The 14,464-nt window shown below is 54.6% G+C and carries 15 protein-coding genes; 5 read left to right on the top strand and 10 right to left on the bottom strand.

What is annotated here, in order from left to right; all coding sequences use genetic code 11:
• Nucleotides 1-142: 142 nt before the first annotated feature.
• On the bottom strand, nucleotides 143-2,566 hold the full coding sequence (locus tag J7I43_RS07110) for an ABC transporter permease (RefSeq protein ID WP_209144674.1): 2,424 nt from the start codon (nucleotides 2,564-2,566) through the stop codon (nucleotides 143-145).
• Nucleotides 2,567-2,752: 186 nt separating this feature from the next.
• Between J7I43_RS07110 and J7I43_RS07105 the strand changes: the two genes are divergently transcribed.
• Entirely contained in the window at nucleotides 2,753-3,115 is a 363-nt protein-coding gene (locus J7I43_RS07105) for a DUF1304 domain-containing protein (protein WP_209144672.1), read from the top strand.
• Here the strand turns inward: J7I43_RS07105 and J7I43_RS07100 are convergent.
• The 8 genes from J7I43_RS07100 to J7I43_RS07065 all read right to left on the bottom strand — a co-directional run bounded on the left by J7I43_RS07100 (nucleotide 3,092) and on the right by J7I43_RS07065 (nucleotide 10,416).
• Nucleotides 3,092-4,366, bottom strand: coding sequence for a DUF5690 family protein (locus J7I43_RS07100; protein ID WP_209144670.1), 1,275 nt, complete (start codon nucleotides 4,364-4,366; stop codon nucleotides 3,092-3,094). The genes J7I43_RS07105 and J7I43_RS07100 overlap by 24 nt on opposite strands.
• A 92-nt stretch (nucleotides 4,367-4,458) precedes the next feature.
• Entirely contained in the window at nucleotides 4,459-6,798 is a 2,340-nt protein-coding gene (locus J7I43_RS07095; protein ID WP_209144668.1) for a family 10 glycosylhydrolase, read from the bottom strand.
• A 329-nt stretch (nucleotides 6,799-7,127) separates the two neighbouring features.
• The gene (locus tag J7I43_RS07090) at nucleotides 7,128-7,706 is read right to left on the bottom strand and encodes a YdeI/OmpD-associated family protein (protein ID WP_209144666.1); all 579 of its coding nucleotides are present in this window, start codon (nucleotides 7,704-7,706) and stop codon (nucleotides 7,128-7,130) included.
• A gap of 41 nt (nucleotides 7,707-7,747) precedes the next feature.
• Nucleotides 7,748-8,320 carry a DUF4256 domain-containing protein gene (locus tag J7I43_RS07085; RefSeq protein WP_209144664.1) on the bottom strand — a complete coding sequence of 191 codons (573 nt, stop codon included), beginning with the start codon at nucleotides 8,318-8,320 and terminating at the stop codon, nucleotides 7,748-7,750.
• A gap of 69 nt (nucleotides 8,321-8,389) precedes the next feature.
• On the bottom strand, nucleotides 8,390-8,785 hold the full coding sequence (locus J7I43_RS07080) for a DoxX family protein (RefSeq protein WP_209144662.1): 396 nt from the start codon (nucleotides 8,783-8,785) through the stop codon (nucleotides 8,390-8,392).
• 6 nt (nucleotides 8,786-8,791) lie between these two features.
• Nucleotides 8,792-9,256 carry an SRPBCC domain-containing protein gene (locus tag J7I43_RS07075; RefSeq protein WP_209144660.1) on the bottom strand — a complete coding sequence of 155 codons (465 nt, stop codon included), beginning with the start codon at nucleotides 9,254-9,256 and terminating at the stop codon, nucleotides 8,792-8,794.
• A 6-nt stretch (nucleotides 9,257-9,262) separates the two neighbouring features.
• On the bottom strand, nucleotides 9,263-9,586 hold the full coding sequence (locus tag J7I43_RS07070) for an ArsR/SmtB family transcription factor (RefSeq protein ID WP_209144658.1): 324 nt from the start codon (nucleotides 9,584-9,586) through the stop codon (nucleotides 9,263-9,265).
• A gap of 149 nt (nucleotides 9,587-9,735) precedes the next feature.
• The gene (locus tag J7I43_RS07065; RefSeq protein WP_209144656.1) at nucleotides 9,736-10,416 is read right to left on the bottom strand and encodes a hypothetical protein; all 681 of its coding nucleotides are present in this window, start codon (nucleotides 10,414-10,416) and stop codon (nucleotides 9,736-9,738) included.
• Between the two features lie 180 nt (nucleotides 10,417-10,596).
• Here J7I43_RS07065 and J7I43_RS07060 point away from each other — a divergent pair, with 180 nt between their 5' ends.
• The 4 genes from J7I43_RS07060 (at nucleotide 10,597) to J7I43_RS07045 (ending at nucleotide 13,970) form a co-directional block, all read left to right on the top strand.
• The gene (locus J7I43_RS07060) at nucleotides 10,597-10,788 is read left to right on the top strand and encodes a hypothetical protein (protein WP_209144654.1); all 192 of its coding nucleotides are present in this window, start codon (nucleotides 10,597-10,599) and stop codon (nucleotides 10,786-10,788) included.
• A gap of 228 nt (nucleotides 10,789-11,016) precedes the next feature.
• The gene (locus tag J7I43_RS07055; RefSeq protein ID WP_209144652.1) at nucleotides 11,017-12,303 is read left to right on the top strand and encodes a DEAD/DEAH box helicase; all 1,287 of its coding nucleotides are present in this window, start codon (nucleotides 11,017-11,019) and stop codon (nucleotides 12,301-12,303) included.
• Between the two features lie 100 nt (nucleotides 12,304-12,403).
• Nucleotides 12,404-12,748: a YciI family protein gene (locus J7I43_RS07050; RefSeq protein ID WP_209144650.1), complete on the top strand. Its 345-nt coding sequence runs from the start codon at nucleotides 12,404-12,406 to the stop codon at nucleotides 12,746-12,748.
• Nucleotides 12,741-13,970, top strand: coding sequence for an RNA polymerase sigma factor (locus J7I43_RS07045; protein WP_209144648.1), 1,230 nt, complete (start codon nucleotides 12,741-12,743; stop codon nucleotides 13,968-13,970). Before J7I43_RS07050 ends, J7I43_RS07045 begins: the two co-directional genes overlap by 8 nt.
• Here J7I43_RS07045 and J7I43_RS07040 read toward each other — a convergent pair.
• Nucleotides 13,967-14,395: an SRPBCC family protein gene (locus J7I43_RS07040; protein ID WP_209144647.1), complete on the bottom strand. Its 429-nt coding sequence runs from the start codon at nucleotides 14,393-14,395 to the stop codon at nucleotides 13,967-13,969. The two genes, J7I43_RS07045 and J7I43_RS07040, sit on opposite strands and share 4 nt — an antisense overlap.
• Nucleotides 14,396-14,464: the final 69 nt, after the last annotated feature.

The raw sequence follows: 14,464 nt of genomic DNA, 5'->3' as shown, positions 1-14,464 counted from the left end.
CACGGAAAACCGGCAGGAAGTATGCCCTCCCTGCATATCTTTGACCCGGTTTTTCATAGGATATGGTTAAAATTCTTTGAGGGCGGTATTCTTACCGCCCTGTTTTTTTATAAGACCTTGCTGTTCAGTGCAGAAAATCCCCCTATTCTGCCCGCAGGTTTTTTACGGGGTTAGACAGGGCCGCCCTGATCGCTTTATAACCCACTGAGGCCCATGCTATCGCAACGGAAAATACCACTGCCAGCGCAAATACGCCCCAGCCGATGGTAACGTGCGCATGAAATCCTTCCAACCATTTGTTCATAAAAAAGTACCCCAGCGGCGCGGCGATCAGGAAAGCGATGCCGATCAGGAAAGTGAATTCGCGGGAGAACAGCAGCACGATGCTTTCCACGGAAGCGCCCAGCACTTTACGGATACCCACTTCTTTTTGTTTCTGCACGGCCATAAAAGACACGAGGCCGTACAAACCCAGGCAGGAAATAAAAATGGCGAGCAGGGCGAAGATCCTGAACAGGAGCGCCGTTTCGGCTTCGGCTTTGTAATACCTGGCGATCCGCTGGTCGAGGAAACGCGTATCGTAGAGATAAGTAGGATAAACGGACGTAAACACCCGTTCGATCTGCGGCAGTGTTTGCTGTATGGCCGTGGTGTTGAGGCGAAGCGCCATGAAGTTGATGGTCTTGTTGTCCAGCGTGATCACTACCGGCAATACGGCATCCCGCAGGCTTTGATTGGCATAGTCTTTCACCACGCCCACGATCTCGAGGTTTTTCTGCTGATGAAACGAAAGGCGTTTGCCCAGCACAGCTTCATTATTGGGCAGCTGCATCTTTTTAACGAAGGTCTCGTTCACCAGCACTTCCCTCACCGTATCGCCGGCAAAAGGCCTGCGGCCTGCCATGATCCGTATGCCGAAGGTGGAAATAAACCCGGTGTCGCCGAATTGCCGGGCTACCATAAACGGCTCCATTTCCGCTTTCCCGTTAAAAAAGAAATCCGCCCCCCAGTACCACGATGCGCTTGGCGCTTCCATGCAAAAAGCGGTCGCTTCCACGCCGGGTATGGCTTGCATGCGCTCACGCAGGTGAGGGTATTTTACGGTCATGCTGCTGTCGCTGGGCAGGTCTACCATCAGCAATGCTTCCGTATCGAAGCCCATCGGTTTTTCGCGGAAAAGTTTCATTTGCTGAAACGCCACCAGCGTGCCGATCACCAGCAGCTGCGCCACCACGAACTGGAACACCACCAGGCCCCTGCGCATCGAAACGCCCCCGGCGGCCGCGCGGCTGAGACGGTTTTTCAGCGCGGCCAGCGGGTTAAAGCCAGACACGATCATCGCCGGGTAAAATCCCGCCAGGAAAGTGACTGCCACCAGCAGCAACGCGAGAAAACCCAGCATGCTCCATACCGGGATAAGCAGCGTTTTACCAAGAAGTTTTTCCAGCTCCGGCATGGCTGCAAACGCCAAAACCACGCCCAACAGTACGGAACACGCAGTAATCAGCGCTGTTTCGTGCAGGAACTGCCGCATCAGCTGCCAGCGGTTGCTGCCCAGCACCTTGCGCACGCCGATCTCCCTGGCGCGGTTGACAGACAATGCGGTGGCCAGGTTGATAAAATTGATACAGGCCACGATCAGCAGGAATACGCCGATCATACTCAGGGTTACCAATTCGCGCGAAGTGAACTTATTTCCCTCGAAAGGCCCGAGGTCTTTACTGGTATGAATTTCAGACAGCGGCTGCAGCATGAGGGAAGTTACATTCGGCGTATTGCGCGCGTCTTCGTTGTAATATTTTTTAACGAATGCCGGTAATTGAGCGGTTACTGCCGCAGCATCAGCTCCTTTGCGCAACAGCACATAACAAACGGAATTTCCGCTGAGATTTTTCCATTCCTCCGAAGTGTAGGAAGTGGCAGAAATAAAAGTAGGATAGGAAAACGCGAGCCGGGTGCCCATGTCGGAATTGGCGGGCGGGTCCGCATACACGCCGGTTATTTCGAAGGGTATTCGAAACGAGAACAGCTGGATGGTTTGGCCCAGTGCCTTTTGCGCGCTGCCAAAATATTTTTCGGCAATGCTGGCCGCGACCACCGCGGTATTGGGCCGGGAAAGCCCGTCCGCGTTGCCGGCGAGCCATTTGTAGTCGAACATGCTGAAGATACCTGCTTCGCACCAGGCCATATGGTCCAGCTCGAGGAAACGTTTTTCCGGCGCGCCGTTTTTGCCGGGGATATAGATCTGCCCCTGCCCGAGATGCCACATGGCCGCCACTTTTTCGAACTGCGGGAAATCGTTGCGGAAAGTGGGCGGCAATATCAGCGGCACCCCGCCGTTTTTCGCCACGGTTTCGCCATTGCTGCGGCTTATCGACAACGACGCGACCCGGTAGATCCGGTCTTTGTTCGGCTGAAAATCTTCAAAGCTCAGCTCATGCCTGACCACGGCAAATATCAGCAATGCTGCGGCAATGCCCACAGCCAGCCCGGCAACGTTCAGCAGGGTAAACGAGAGTTTCCTTCTCAGCGAACGGAAAGCGATCTTCAGATGGTTGTACAACATACGGCGGGATTTATACAGTCTTGTTTCTTCCATCAAAAAACAGGTCAAAAACACAAATAATTGATAATGAACGGAAAGAAACAAAAAATACGAAGTGGTTTGTCCGTTTACGTTACAGGCCCTGTCCGATATTGAACAATTGCCGCCGGTTTCCATTATATTTCAGAAAGATTAAACCATCGTGATATGGCCGCTTTTATCCTTGCCCTGATCGGGCTGATCGCCCTGCTGCATTTTTATTTCCTGTATCTCGAAATGTTCGCCTGGACCACCCGGGCGCCGAAGATCTTCAAAACCATTCCCCCCGAGCTGTTCAAGCCCACCAAAACGCTGGCCGCCAACCAGGGCCTTTACAACGGTTTTCTCGCCGCAGGGCTTACCTGGAGCCTGATGATCGGCAACCCCGCCTGGCAGGAACATGTGGCTGTGTTTTTCCTCGTTTGCGTAGCCATTGCCGGCATTTACGGCGCGCTCACCGCCAGTAAAAAGATCTTCATCGTGCAGGCCCTTCCGGCGCTGATCGCGTTATTGCTCATTTGGCTGTTGTAGGTTGAAACGTTTGAATTTTTTCCTGAAGTACAACATGCTCAGCACTGTGCCCGCCAGCCCGGTAAAACCCGTTACCATCACCAGTTGCATGTAAAACCCCAGCCAGTTGGCCTTCACCTGGAACACCGATTTGGCCAGCATCACGCCTACGCTGCCGAGGTAGCCGAAAGAATCCGCGAGATAGATCAGGAAACCCACGTTGCCCGCGAAGCGGAACGCCGCGATGAACCGGTCGAACAGGATGCTGTTGAACGGGATGTACACCATGTACAGGCCGAGGCCGGTGAGCAGCATCCAGGTGAACATTTCCGTTTGCCCGCGCCCATGCATCAGCGTAACGGTCAGCGCCAGCCCAAAACCCGCCAGCATGATCCATTGCGTAAGCATGAACGCGGTAAAATTATGCCGCAGCCAGATCATGGCGGCGATCACGACGAGTATCACCAGCGATATGATCGTTTCCGTTTGTGCAAACACACCTGGTTCGAACACCGCGCCGGAATCGCGCCACATGTCTGCCATAAAACTATCGCGCACTTCGCGGAGGATGGTTACGAGAATGTAGATGAGCACGAGCAATGTAAGTCCCGGCCAAAAACGTTTCAGCAGCGAAAGCCGTTCCGCGCCCGTCATCGGCTGGCGGTCCATGCGCTGCAGTTTGTCGGCTTCCGTGGGCGGGGGAATTTTTTCCAGCATGAATACGAACACGAGCAACGCCGGCATAAACACGCAGCCCACCACGAAAGGCATCTGGTATTCGGTAACGCCCCAGGCGTTCATCACCCATTGTGCCGTGCTTTTCGCCAGCCCCGACGCAAAAATGAAGCTCACCGCCAGCGCCGCGCTGATCAGGTCCGTCGTTCTTCTTCCCTCTACATACGAAAACACCACGCCCCACAGCATGCCCAACGGAAAACCGTTGAGGAACAGGCACCAGAAATTGTACGGCGGGGGAATCCATGCGAACAGCAGCCACGCAAGCCACGAAACGCCCACCAATGCCAGTATCATCCAGTGCCGGTTCACGCGTTTCATGCCGGAGATAAATTTTATCCCGTAAAATTTGCTCAGCATATAACCGAATACCTGCGTGGCTACCAGCACCGTTTTATAATCCAGCCCGAAAAGCGTATGCCCGCCGAAAGCCCCTACGTTAAAGGCTTTGCGGAATGCGAAAATGGCGGTATAAGCGGAGAAGCTCGTAAAGGCGGCAAACAGGGCCACGCCTATTTCTCGACGGGTAAAGCGCATACTTTGGAAGATACGTTGTTAAATCCGTAATTAAAACAGGGCCGCCGCGGGTGCGGACGGCCCTGTGGATCAAAGTTGGCAATTGATCTGGTTTAGTGCCCCAGTTTCATCACTTTGAGTATCTGCCGTTTGTTGCCCTGTATGATTTCCAGGTAATAGATACCGGCGTTATAACCTCCGCCCAGCAGGATGGTGCTGTTCGGCGCGATGTTGTTGCGGGTTTCGACGAGCATGCCGCTGCTGTTGTACACTCTCAGCGCGATCGGCTGCGGGTCTTTGCTGGCCATCAGCACCACGAACTGGTGGAACGTGGGGTTCGGCAGCGCGGTAACGGCAAGACCCTCCCCCTGCGTCCAGGGTTTGTTGCCCGGCACCAATACCTGCGCCGTGGCCGTGCTAACGTTGCCCGACGCGTCCGCAGACGTAACGGTGATGGTGTAGACGCGGCCGTTGCCCAGCGGGTTACGTTTGGCTCTGAGTTTTACGGTGTGGCCGTCCACGATCTCCCAGTCCGGCAAACCGTACACCGGTTCGTTGCTGCTTACGCTGATGGTGTTGGTCACCGCGCTGCAATCCGTTACGGTGTAAGACAGGTCGATGGTATGCAGCCTGTGGTCCGGCACGGTGAGAATGGCCGGGCTCAGCGCGATGTCCGAGATCCGCGGCGATATCGTATCGCGCAGCTGTATGTTGAAAATGCAGGTATCCGATTTTCCGCCCGCATTGGTGGCGATAATGCGCACGTCGCTGTTGCCGCCTACCCTGCTGCCCGGCGCGGGATATTGCAGCACGTTTACGCCGGCGGGATTGCTGATGATCACAAGCGAACGGTAATCCGGGATGATGGCGGAGCAGTCCGCATTGCCGGTAAGCTGCTGATCGCCAGGGCAAAGTATTTCCGGCGGCAGGTTGGCGGAGAGGTTGGAAAGGATGCTTTCGTTGTGGAACCTGTCCAGCGCAGTCACCGTGTAATAATACGTGGTGGCAGGCAATGCGGAAGTATCGGTGAAAGAAAAGACCGCCGTGTCCGTCACCGCAAGGATATTCGCTGCTTCATCGGTGTTGATCACCGGGTTTTCGGAACGGTATACCACAAACTGTCTTGCGCGGTTCATCTGGTCTGCCGCATCGCCGGAATGCTGCCAGCTAAGCTGCACATTTTGGCCGTCCGGCGTTGCATTGACGGTTTCCGGCGCAGGGGGCGCAATACTGTCTCTCCAGCGCATCTGCGGCAGCAGCGCAGGTTTGGCGTACATACGCAGGCGGAGGGAATCGCGGAAATTTTTACGGTTGCTGCGCAGGCTGTTGGTGTTGTAAATGGATTGGCCGAAGATATTTGGATAAAGACTGTCCCGGTTCATGCGCAGCTGCCGCGGCACCTGCGTGGAATCCTGCCAGGCTGCGGCCTGCGCCGCATCGCCCACCTTATAACCGGCGATGCCGATGTAGATGTGCCGGCCAGCCGCCTGGCTGTTCCACCAGGGCACGATGGCGCCGTAATTCGCGCCGGGTTGCCCGATCCACCAGTACACCTGCGGCATGATGTAATCCACCCATCCTTCCTGCAGCCAGCGGCGCGTGTCGGCAAACAGCGTGGTGTAATGTTCCAGCCCGGAAGTGGGCGTGCCGATGGCGGGATTGGTGCTGTTGCGGTAAATGCCGGAGGGGCTCACGCCAAACTTCACCCAGGGTTTGATCGTGCGGATGCTGTCGTATACGCGTTGGATGAGCAGGTTCACATTGTCTCTCCGCCAGTCTGCCTTCACGGTAAAGCCGCGCGGATAGGCAGCGAACGTGGAATCGTCGTTGTAAGGCGTGGTACCGGCGGGCGCCGCGGGCGGATAAAAATAATCGTCGAAATGAATGCCGTCCACGTCATAGCGCGTTACGATGTCGGCGATCACATTCATGATATGATCGCGCACTTCGGGCAGGCCCGGGTCCAGCACGCGGAGAACGCCCTGGCTGAGCAGCCATTCGGGGTGCGTTTTGGTGACGTGATTCTCCGCGAAACCGGGAATGTTCGCGCTGTTGCTGGCCGCGCGGTAAGGGTTCAGCCAGGCGTGAAATTCCATGCCGCGTTTATGGCATTCCTCGATGGCGAAGGCCATGGGGTCCCAGGGCGTGGAAGGCGCGGTGCCCTGTTTGCCGGTAAGGTCAGCGCTCCAGGGCTCGATGTCGCTGGGGTACATAGCGTCGCACTGGCTGCGCATTTGTACGAAAAGCGCGTTCATGCCGGTGGCTTTGTGATAATTGGCGATGGTGATGAAGGCGGCCCTTTGCTGGGCGGGCGTTTGTGTTCTGTTAGGCCAGTCTATGCCGGTAAAAGTGGCCACCCAGGCTCCGCGGAGCTCCCGTTTGAGGTTTTTCTGCGCGGAAACCGCCGCCGGCAGAAGGCTGCAAAGCAGCAGGACAGGTAAAAATCGAGGCATCGGGGTAAGATTTGGGTTGAATGATAGGATTGTTCGAAATATAAGAGCGATTGGCGGGGAGTAGCCGTTATTCACCGGCAAAAAAAAGTGTTAACACGTATGGGGCGTTAAAACCATGTACGTTTATGCAAGGGGCTTTATGAATGCGGGAAAATCCAACATCAAAGGCAGGTTCCGCATTAAAAAGTTTTTGGGAATTAAACTGAGGATCAGGGCCGGAGCACGGCTTTAGCCGGGCAGTTCAAATCCATGCACTTTCAGTGCAGGGAATACATGGCCGGCATAAGTCGGAAAGTCTCCGGAAATTGACAGCCTGCGACGCAACCGGGTCAATCTTCCAGCCCTTTGCCGTCGAGGATCTGCTGCGTATATTTTTCAACCCGTGATTCACGGGTTTTGGATTGTTTGGCGGAAGAAAAATACAACAGGTACCCTCTTTGCCGGCCCGGCGTTAGCGCTTCGAAAGCGGTTTTCAGCGCCGGCATTTTATCCAGTTTCCGCTGAAATTCCTCAGCAACGGGGAAATCCTTCACTTTTTTGAGCGCCACTTTCGCGCCGGCTTCTTTCAGCTCCACCGCTTCAAAAACATACTTTTTGATAACGGGCGCCAGTTTGGTGATCTCGGCAAGACCGGTGAAGCGCATCTGCCGGGCGGATTGTACATTTTCCGTTTGCTGCACCAGCAAGCCTTTCGGGTCTTTCATCAGGGCGCCGTTGAAGAACAGCAACGCGCAATATTCCTTAAAACCGTGGATCAGCACGATGTTGCTTCCTTCGAAGGTATAACAGGGGCAGCCCCATTTTAATTCCTCGGCCAGGTGGCTATCCAGCACGATGGAACGCAGTTTTTCAAATTCTTTCTGCCATTTGTCGGCCTTTGCAAAAAACCAGTCAACTTTCGGGTTCATGGCTGTTCATTTTTGAATGAAGAAATAGTGTCCGCTGAAATTCAGACTTTCAGCAAACCGCGGAACGCCCTGGAGCTGTAATAGGATTGGGCGCCGTTGTGATAAACGAACACATGGCCGTAACGCCAGTCGCAGAAAAGCGCGCCGCCCAGTTCGCGGATATCATCAGGAGTTTTTATCCAGCTCGACGTTTTTACGTCGAATTTGCCGAGCTTCTGCAGTTCGCGGTATTGTTCCTCCGTCAGCATCTCGATGCCCATTTCGGCGGCCAGGTCAATCGCGTTATGTTTAGGCTTGTGCTCTTTCCGCTCCTGCTGGGCTTCGTAGTCGTAGCAGCAATTCCTGCGGCCTTTCGGGGTTTCCGGCGAACAATCGCAGAAGATATATTCGCCGGTCTTTTTATCGTAGCCGATCACGTCCGGCTCGCCTTCGGTGTTTTCCATTTCGTTGAGCGACCAGAGTTTCGCGGCCGCGCCTTCCAGCCTGGCGGCTACTTTCGCCCATTCAATGCCTTTGTGGCGGGGCATGTTTTTCCCGAAACGTTTTTTTAAGGTAAGGAGAAGCGCTTCCTCTTCCGCCGCAGACAACTTCTTTTTGCTGTTACTTTTGCTCATACGTTGATATTATCGCTGATGAATAAAATAAGGTTAAATGAGGTATAATTTACAAAATCCCGCCGGAAATCACACAGCCGTGGCCGTAAGCGGGCTTGCCACCTTGCGGTCTGCCGGCCTGAAATACCACGAGATCACCGTGAGCGCCAACAATAACAGCGGCGGGAAAAGCTCTCCTGTAGCATGGCCTGCAGCGATATGCGAAAAGATCGCGCCGGTCATCAGGAAAAAAAAGCCCGCATACGCCCATTCTTTCACCAGCGGAAAACGGGGCGCCAGCACCGCGATAACACCCAGCAATTTCCATACGCCGATGATGGTCAGGAAATACGAAGGGAAGCCCATGTTATAACCGAAAGTTCCTTCCGTATTCTGCTGGAATACCTGCATGATGCCGGTGGCAACCATGCCCAGGGAAAGCCACAGCGTGGCGATCCAATAGATGATCTTATTTGTTTTTGACATGATGTGTTATTTTAATTTTTCTGCCACTTTTTGTAAACGGTTATGCGCCAGGTCCATGCCGCGCGACATGCCGAACTGCAGGTACTGGTCGCGGATGGCGGCGGACCTGTATACGATATGCATATTGAGTTTGCTGCGGTCGTCGCCGAGTTTTTCAAACTCCAGGAACTCCAGCTGCGCGCCCAAAGACGTGTTCTCCATTTCGAACGTGCGTGTAATGCGCTGCTGATCTATAAACTCATGGATAACACCGCTGAAGCCATGTTTGTTACCCTGCGGGTCGGTGGTTTCGAACTGCCAGCTTCCGTGTTTTTTATTTTCCAGCTTCAACACTTTCGTGCCCATCCACTGTTCGAGGATCTCCGGCTCCACGTATGCTTTGAAAAGCAATTCCAGCGGCAGGTCGAACTCCCTTGTGATCAGCAGTTCCTGCTTGCCGTCTTCGGCGTTGATCTTGGTTTTTTGTTCCATGTTCTCCTATTTTTTCGGTTTATAGTTTTTCATGATCGTTTCGAGTTTATTAAAACGATCTTCCCACAATTTGCGGAAAGGCTCAACAAAGTCTGCTATCTCTTTCATTTTCTTAGGATTAAGATGATAATAAATTTCGCGGCCGTTCTGCTCCTGCGTGAGCAGTTCGCATTCGGTCAGTATCTGGAGGTGTTTGGAAACCGTAGGCCGGGCAGTGTCGAAGTTGGACGCGATCGTGCCCGCGGTCATGGACTGCGACGCTACCAGCACCAGTATCGCCCTTCTTGTAGGGTCCGCTATGGCCTGGAATACGTCTCTTCTTAAATTCATTGCGTAGCTATTTGACTACAAATATAAGCGTAGCTATTTAACTACGCAAATATTTTTTGAGAAGATGAACAGCTGCGGTTGTCAGCCTGGCAAAAAAAAGACCGCTCCCCTTTCGGGAGCGGCCGCGCCATTTCAAACAAACAGTCGCGCTATCTATGGGGAAGCTGCGCGATCCTGCCATGCTGCGCCGCGCTCAGCGCATTGCCTTTCGTCACCTCCCAGATGGCTTCCTGGGCTATGGCTTTATTATGTTCGTTTTCAAGGTCTTTATCCCGGAGGGTGAGGATGACGGTCATGAGGCCGGGATGCTGTGTAACGGGGCCGATACGGTAACGGTCGCCCGAAACGGTCACTTTACGGTCCGCGTTCAGGCAAAAAAGCGCCAGGTTGTACGCCACGGTGGTTCCGGCCGGTATCGTAAAGGTTTCGCTGCGCACGAGCAGTCCGTTTTGCGTGGCTTTGTTCTCCGAAATAAAGACGAGGCCCTCCGGCAGCGTAACCGTCACGGGGGCTGCCGTAGTGTTGCGCAGGCGGAAACAAAGCCGCACCAGCTCGCCGGCGCCCAGGCGGCAATGCTCCTGGTCTGCCCGGCATTCGCAGCTGCCGTAATCATAACCTTTTATTTCATTTCGTACGACGCTGATACCGCGCGGCAGCCTGAAATCGGCGCCAACGGGCGCTTCCTGCGACATGCCCAGGCCTGCCCTGTTGTTTTGCGCGGTGATCGTTTCTTCGGGGGCGGGGGCGGCCTTTTCTATTCTTTTGCCACATGCCGTGGCGATCATCGTCCAGCACAGGAGCCCAACAAACAATTTTGTTAACTGGTTCATTTCATTTCTTTTTGACGCCGCAAAGTTCCGCCCTCCCGCGTTATCTCTTGCTACGCAAAACGGATTAAAACATACGCGGAACGGAGCTATTTCAGCGGCAAAACCGATATAGCCGCGGCTACCACCCGCCTCTTCGAAACCGGGTTCTACCTGCTGAACCTCGGCTGCGCGTTCCATATCATGCAGATCAGCACAGATATTGCGGAGACCCCCACCATGCTGGAACTGCTCAGCACCAAGATCGGCGGGTACTGCATCTATCTCGGCGTCATGCTTTTCCTTAATCTCTACCTCTTTTTCCGTGGCCGCAGGATCTCCCGGCAGAAAAGCCGGCTGGCCGAAGCCGCCGCTCAACTGGGGCAGCAGCCCTGATAAAAAAAAGCCGGCCGTTTGTGTGTTCGGCCGGCTTTTCCTTTTACCTTTCCATCTTCCCCAAAACCCTTTCCCATCAACGTTTTCCGGCCTTTCAACCTCGTTGCTCCCTCTACGTTAACGGCTGTACGAATTTTTTTCAGGTCATCAAAATCGCGGAAACCTCCCCGCAGTGCCAGATTATCGTTATCTTTACATATTACCTATATTAACAAAAGTATATATACATTGTATTTTCACGAATTTGATTTTGACGACGATTTACTGGATGGCATAGAAGCGATGGGTTATACAACCGCCACTCCGGTACAGGAGCAAGTGATCCCCATAATTTTGTCAGGGAAAGACCTCATCGCCTCCGCCCAGACCGGCACCGGAAAAACCGCCGCCTTCCTGCTCCCCACCATTCAGAATATTCTTACGTACACGCACGATGCGCACCAGATCAACTCCCTGATCATCGTTCCCACGAGGGAACTGGCCGTACAGATCTCCCAGGCGCTCGAAGGCATGTCTTATTTCACGAACATCAGTTCCATAGCCGTTTACGGCGGTGGCGACGGTGCCTCTTTCGCCAACGAAAAAAAGGCGCTCTCCTCCGGGGCCGATATCGTGATCTGCACGCCCGGCCGCATGATCGCCCATCTCAACATGGGCTACGTAAAGCTCCAGGGCCTCAAATACCTCGTGCTCGACGAAGCGGACCGTATGCTGGACATGGGTTTTCACGACGATATCGAAAAGATCATCTCCTACCTGCCGAAAGACCGGCAGACGCTGCTCTTTTCCGCCACCATGCCCGATAAAATGCGCAAGCTGGCCCTCAAGATCCTCAACGAGCCCGAACAGGTGAACATCGCGATCTCCAAGCCCCCCGAAAGGATCAAACAGGAAGCCTTCGTGGTGCATGAAGACCAGAAAGTGCCGCTCGTGAAACACATCCTGAGCGGCAGGAAAAAAGAAAGCGTGATCATTTTCTGCTCGCGCAAGCAGAACGTGAAGCAGCTTACCCATGTGCTGAAACGCGCGAAATTCTCCGCAGACGAGATCCATTCCGACCTTGAGCAGAACGAACGCGAACAAACGCTGCTGAACTTCAAGAACAAAAAGCTGAACATCCTCGTGGCGACAGACATCCTGAGCCGCGGGATCGATATCGAAGATATCGACCTGGTGATCAACTACGACGTGCCCAACGACGGCGAAGACTACGTTCACCGCATCGGCCGTACCGCCAGGGCCGCTACAGACGGCACCGCGTACACTTTTATCAGTCCGAAGGAACAAGGCCGCTTCGCACGCATCGAACAACTGCTGGGGCATGCCGTTACCAAAGCCGTTGTTCCGCCGGAACTGGGGCCTGTGCCCGAATACCAGCCGAAATTCCGCGGAGGCGGAGGAGGCAATGGCCATGACGGCGGAGGCGGGCGCAAAAAAGGCGGCGGCAAACCGAAAAACGGGCAACGCCGCAACTACAGGCCGAATCCAAACAAACCGCAACATAAAAAGCCATAAGATCCCCTCTTATGGCTTTTTTTTATCCAATGAAAAAATTCCCGCGCGGCTGTCCGGATTTTTGAAAGGGATGGCACTATATTTAAAAAACAGTCACACCATGAAAAAATTCCTGTTATTGATCCGGGAAGACCTGGAGCGCATGCAGAACATGACGGAAACGGAATTGCAGGCGGACATCGCGAAGATGACGCGCTGGGCCGAGCAATTGGCCGGTTCTGGCAATTTGCTGGGCGGCGAGCCGCTGGAAGCGGAAACGCGGTATGTAAAACGGTCGCACATCGCTACAGACGGGCCTTTTGCCGAATCGCGCGAGAGCGTGACCGGGTACATGTTGATACAGGCGGAAAACATCGAAACGGCCGCGGCGCTCGCCGCCTCCTGCCCTTCCGTGCAGGACAATGAAATCGCTATAGAAGTAAGACCTTTGATGGTACATGAGTGAACAAGACGCCATGCAATTGACGGGGCTCCTGCAGCAGCTTTACCGCGCACATTTCGGGAAAATGGTGAGCCACGCGCTGCTGCGCTACAGCGGCCTCCAGCTGGCCGACGCGGAAGACCTGGTGCAGGAAGCCTTTACCTCGGCGGCGGCCAGCTGGCCGAAAAACGTGCCCGACCGGCCGGACGCCTGGCTTTACGCCGTGGTGCGCAACCAGGCCGCGCGTTTCAGGGAGCGCAGGCAGCCGCATGCGCCGCTGGAACATTTGCCGGCGGACCCCGCCATGCCGCTGCAAAACGAAGACGGCGACCTTCATCTCCTGCGCCTGCTTTTCGCCTGCATGCACCCCCGTTTCGCCGTAAAAGTGCAGCTCGTTACCGCGTTGCGTTACGTCTTCGGCCTGCAGGTGCAGCAGATCGCGGATTTGTTGGGCGCCGAAGCGGACAGCATTTCCAAGATCATTTACCGGCAGCGGCAGCAGCTCAAAAGCGGCGACATCGCCTTTCGCAGCGGGTTTGTATGGTGGAGCGAAGCGAAGGTGGACCTTGCGCTGAAAACGCTGTACGTGGTGTTCACCGAAGGCTGGAAGATCAGGGAGGAAAGGTTGTGTGAAGACGCGCTGAGCCTTACCCGCGAAGTGATCCGGAGGGCGAGGGTATCCGTTCCCGACGCGAAGGCGCTTTACGCGCTGATGCTTTTCCAGCTGAGCCGCTGGGAAACCCGCACCAACGAAGCGGGAGAATTGCTGGAGCTGGAAAAACAACCCAGAGAACGCTGGAACATAGACATGATTCGCGTGGCCACGGACTACCTGAAACAGGCCGGGGCCGTGCCTGCGCCTTCCACCTACATCCTCGAGGCCTCCATCGCCTACCTGCACGCGGTATCGCCGGGTTTCGCGGAAACGCCCTGGCAGCAGATCGCCAACCTTTACGCCCAACTGCAGGCCATGGCGCCTTCGCCATTCGTGCAGCTGAACCAGGCCGTGGCACTGCATTTCGCGGGGCAGCCGAAAGCCGCGATGCATATGCTGGAAGAACTGGAACGGGAGCCCTTCATGAAACATCATCACCTGCTGCATTGCAGCATCGCCCGCATATATGCAGACGGCGGGCGGAACCACCTGGCCCTGCAGCATTACCGCAAAGCCTTATGGGGCAAACCTTCGCCGGAAGAAGAAATCTTCATCCGCAAAAAAATAAAGGCCTGTTTACAGGCCCCTTAAGCTTCCGTTCTGTCTTTGATGATGTCCAGCGCCAGCTCCCAGTGCTTTTCCGTGTTCTGGTAAGCGGTTTCCGTGGGAAAATTGCTGTGTTTTACGCTCAGCCGCGTACCGTTCTCCGTCTGCTCGAAATCCATGCGCACCACCGTGTAATTCTCAGATTGGTCCGGCACGCCGCTGAACGAACTGTAATAAGTGTATTCGAATGTTTTGCCGGGGTCCATCACCTCGATGGTGCCTTTATCTTCAAAAGGTTTCCCTTCCCATTCCCCCGTAAACCGGATGAGGCTGCCCACCTTCCAGTCGCTGATCACATGAGAACCGAAAAGATACTCCTTCATGCCGGCCGGGGTGGTGACGAATTTCCACACTTTTTCCAGCGGCGCGGCGATGTCGATGGTTTTGTTGACAACAAAGTCCTGTAACATATGTATCTGCTTTTAAACCGCTGATTCAGCTGCAAAAACCAGTCCTTTTTGCAACCATTTTGTAAAAAT

This window comes from Chitinophaga chungangae, from assembly GCF_017742215.1.
Lineage (GTDB): Bacteria > Bacteroidota > Bacteroidia > Chitinophagales > Chitinophagaceae > Chitinophaga > Chitinophaga chungangae.
The sequence above is the reverse complement of the archived record's forward strand: the minus strand, read 5'-3'. Positions and strand labels throughout refer to the sequence as shown.

Bases quoted from the DNA above. Each gene is read 5' to 3' on its own strand.
- J7I43_RS07075 (WP_209144660.1), bottom strand. From the start codon at position 9,256: ATGGAACAAAAAACCAAGATCAACGCCGAAGACGGCAAGCAGGAACTG.
- J7I43_RS07045 (WP_209144648.1), top strand. From the start codon at position 12,741: ATGAGTGAACAAGACGCCATGCAATTGACGGGGCTCCTGCAGCAGCTT.
- J7I43_RS07060 (WP_209144654.1), top strand. From the start codon at position 10,597: ATGCAGATCAGCACAGATATTGCGGAGACCCCCACCATGCTGGAACTG.
- J7I43_RS07040 (WP_209144647.1), bottom strand. From the start codon at position 14,395: ATGTTACAGGACTTTGTTGTCAACAAAACCATCGACATCGCCGCGCCG.
- J7I43_RS07065 (WP_209144656.1), bottom strand. From the start codon at position 10,416: ATGAACCAGTTAACAAAATTGTTTGTTGGGCTCCTGTGCTGGACGATG.
- J7I43_RS07090 (WP_209144666.1), bottom strand. From the start codon at position 7,706: ATGAACCCGAAAGTTGACTGGTTTTTTGCAAAGGCCGACAAATGGCAG.
- J7I43_RS07110 (WP_209144674.1), bottom strand. From the start codon at position 2,566: ATGTTGTACAACCATCTGAAGATCGCTTTCCGTTCGCTGAGAAGGAAA.
- J7I43_RS07070 (WP_209144658.1), bottom strand. From the start codon at position 9,586: ATGAATTTAAGAAGAGACGTATTCCAGGCCATAGCGGACCCTACAAGA.
- J7I43_RS07100 (WP_209144670.1), bottom strand. From the start codon at position 4,366: ATGCGCTTTACCCGTCGAGAAATAGGCGTGGCCCTGTTTGCCGCCTTT.
- J7I43_RS07085 (WP_209144664.1), bottom strand. From the start codon at position 8,320: ATGAGCAAAAGTAACAGCAAAAAGAAGTTGTCTGCGGCGGAAGAGGAA.
- J7I43_RS07095 (WP_209144668.1), bottom strand. From the start codon at position 6,798: ATGCCTCGATTTTTACCTGTCCTGCTGCTTTGCAGCCTTCTGCCGGCG.
- J7I43_RS07080 (WP_209144662.1), bottom strand. From the start codon at position 8,785: ATGTCAAAAACAAATAAGATCATCTATTGGATCGCCACGCTGTGGCTT.
- J7I43_RS07050 (WP_209144650.1), top strand. From the start codon at position 12,404: ATGAAAAAATTCCTGTTATTGATCCGGGAAGACCTGGAGCGCATGCAG.
- J7I43_RS07105 (WP_209144672.1), top strand. From the start codon at position 2,753: ATGGCCGCTTTTATCCTTGCCCTGATCGGGCTGATCGCCCTGCTGCAT.